Raw genomic sequence first — 2,371 nt, 5'->3', positions numbered from 1 at the left:
CCGCCGAACGGCCGGTGTTCATCGCCGGCCGCGGCGCCCGCGACAGCCGGGAACCGTTGCGGGAACTGGCTTCGCGGTGCGGTGCGCTGCTGGCGACGTCCGCCGTCGCGCACGGGCTCTTCCACGGCGACGAGTTCGCGCTGGGCATCTCGGGCGGGTTCGCGTCGCCGGCCACCGCCGAGCTGATCCTGGGCGCCGACCTCGTCGTCGGCTGGGGCTGCGCGCTGAACATGTGGACGACGCGGCACGGCAAGCTGCTCAGCCCGCACGCGAAGCTCGTCCAGGTCGACGTCGAGCAGGCGGCCCTCGGCGCGCACCGGCCGGTCGACCTCGGCGTCGTCGGTGACGTCGCGGCCACCGCGGTGGAGGTGCTGGCCGTGGCGAAGGAACGTCAGGGCTACCGCAGCGACGACGTCGCCCGCCGGATCGCGACCGGGCGCTGGAACGACGTCGAGCACGAGGACCTCTCGGGCGACGGGCGCATCGACCCGCGGACGTTGAGCAAGCTCTTGGACGAACTGCTGCCGCCGGAGCGGATCGTCTCGATCGACTCGGGCAACTTCATGGGCTACCCGAGCGCCTACCTTTCGGTGCCCGACGAGCGGGGATTCTGCTTCACGCAAGCGTTCCAGAGCATCGGGCTGGGCCTGGGCACCGCGATCGGCGCGGCGCTCGCCCGCCCGGACCGCCTGCCGGTGCTGGGCACCGGCGACGGCGGGTTCCACATGGCACTGTCCGAACTGGACACCGCGGTCCGGCTGGGGCTGCCGCTGGTGGTCGTCGTCTACAACGACGCGGCCTACGGCGCGGAGATCCACCACTTCGGCGACGCCGACATGGCGACGGTCTGCTTCCCCGACACCGACCTCGCAGCCATCGGCCGTGGCTTCGGCTGCGCGGGCGTGACGGTCCGGTCGGCCGGCGACCTGTCCGCGGTGCGCGAGTGGCTGGCCGGGCCGCAGACCGCGCCCCTGGTGATCGACGCGAAGATCGCCGACGACGGCGGGTCGTGGTGGCTCGCGGAGGCGTTCCGGCACTGACCCGGCCTTGACAAGCGTCCCGGCCGGGCTGAATGCTGACCTAGTTGTCTTACAGTCGTAAGACAGTGGGGGAACTAGTCATGGAGCTTCGATGCGACTCTTCCTGGCCGTTTTGGCGGCCGTCACCCTGTTCGCCGCGCCGGCGGACGCGGGCCAGTCCCGCCCGCCCGCGGACGCCGCAGGCGCCTTCCTCGCCGCGTTCGACGACCACGCGATCGTCGCGAAGTCCAGTCCGGACGTCGGGACGTTCCTGTTCGACCTCGTCCGTGACCCGCGCTTCCCCGGCCGCGTGAACGACATCGCGGTGGAGTGCGGCAATTCGCGGCTGCAGCCGCTGCTGGACCGCTACATCGAAGGCGGCGACGTCCCGGACATCAGCCGTGTCTGGCGTGACACGACCCAGCCGAGCTGCGGGTTCTCGACGTTCTACGAGCAGCTCTTCGCGCTGGTGCGGCAGGTCAACACGACGCTGCCCGCCGGGCGGAAGATCCGCGTGCTGGCGTGCGACCCGCCGGTGGACTGGAGCCGCGTCCAGGCGCCGTCGGACCTGGAGCCGTTCCTCGACCGCGACCCGACGATCGCTTCGGTGGTGGAAACGCAGGTGCTGCAGAAGAACCGCAAGGTCCTGATGCTGTTCGGCCTCGGGCACCTGACGCACGACGGCGGCAGCGGCGCGGTCGCCCGGCTGGAGCGCGCGCACCCCGGTGCGGCGTACGTCGTCGCGGACCACCGCGGGTTCACCGCGGACAACACCCGGCTCGAACAGCGGCTGGGGTCGTGGCCCGCGCTGGTGCCGCTGCGGAGTTCCTGGCTGGGCGGGCTCGAGACGACGTACTTCCCGCTGAACCGGGACTACCCGCCGGGCACCAAGGGCTACCCGGGCGTGGACGCCTACCTGTACGAAGGACCGGCGGACACCTTGCTGCGCGAGCCGTTGTCGGCCCGCGCGATCCTGGACACGGCCTACCTGAACGAACTCCGGCGGCGGGCGACGGCGATTCAGGCGCCGCCGGACGGGCTGGAGTGGCCGGAGTTCTTCTTCGACCGGGAACGCAACTCAGGGGTGCTGCTGCGCGGCTAGTCTCGCGCGGGGGTCGTGAGTGTTCAGTCGGGTTCTAACCCGACTGAACACTCACGACCGGGTGCGACACCCAGACGTTCGGCTCGACGTAGACCGCGAAGTCCTGGGCCACCGAGACGAACATCGGGGCGAGCGCGCCCGGGACCGCCACGACGCCGTCGCGGTCGAAGGGCAGCCCGGTCCAGCGCCGCCAGTCCCCGAGCGGCGCCTGGACCGTCGCCGAACAGGGCGCGACGCCTTCGACGCGGCC

Annotated in this window: 2 protein-coding genes and 1 pseudogene; 2 read left to right on the top strand and 1 reads right to left on the bottom strand. The window is 71.7% G+C overall.

Annotation, left to right across the window (positions count from 1 at the left end; all coding sequences use genetic code 11):
* Nucleotides 1–1,040: thiamine pyrophosphate-binding protein (locus tag G3I65_RS13350; RefSeq protein ID WP_160696387.1), on the top strand; the 1,040-nt coding region annotated here is incomplete at its 5' end.
* 91 nt (nt 1,041–1,131) lie between these two features.
* Nucleotides 1,132–2,121: a hypothetical protein gene (locus G3I65_RS13345; RefSeq protein WP_160696386.1), complete on the top strand. Its 990-nt coding sequence runs from the start codon at nt 1,132–1,134 to the stop codon at nt 2,119–2,121.
* 34 nt (nt 2,122–2,155) lie between these two features.
* Here the strand turns inward: G3I65_RS13345 and G3I65_RS13340 are convergent.
* A pseudogene (locus G3I65_RS13340) lies at nt 2,156–2,371 on the bottom strand (Long-chain-fatty-acid--CoA ligase); the annotation flags it as partial.

It is taken from the genome of Amycolatopsis sp. SID8362 (assembly GCF_010550475.1).
In the GTDB taxonomy this organism is placed as follows: Bacteria; Actinomycetota; Actinomycetes; order Mycobacteriales; family Pseudonocardiaceae; genus Amycolatopsis; species Amycolatopsis eburnea.
Note: the sequence above shows the minus strand (reverse complement) of the source record. Positions and strands in the feature narration are given on the sequence as shown.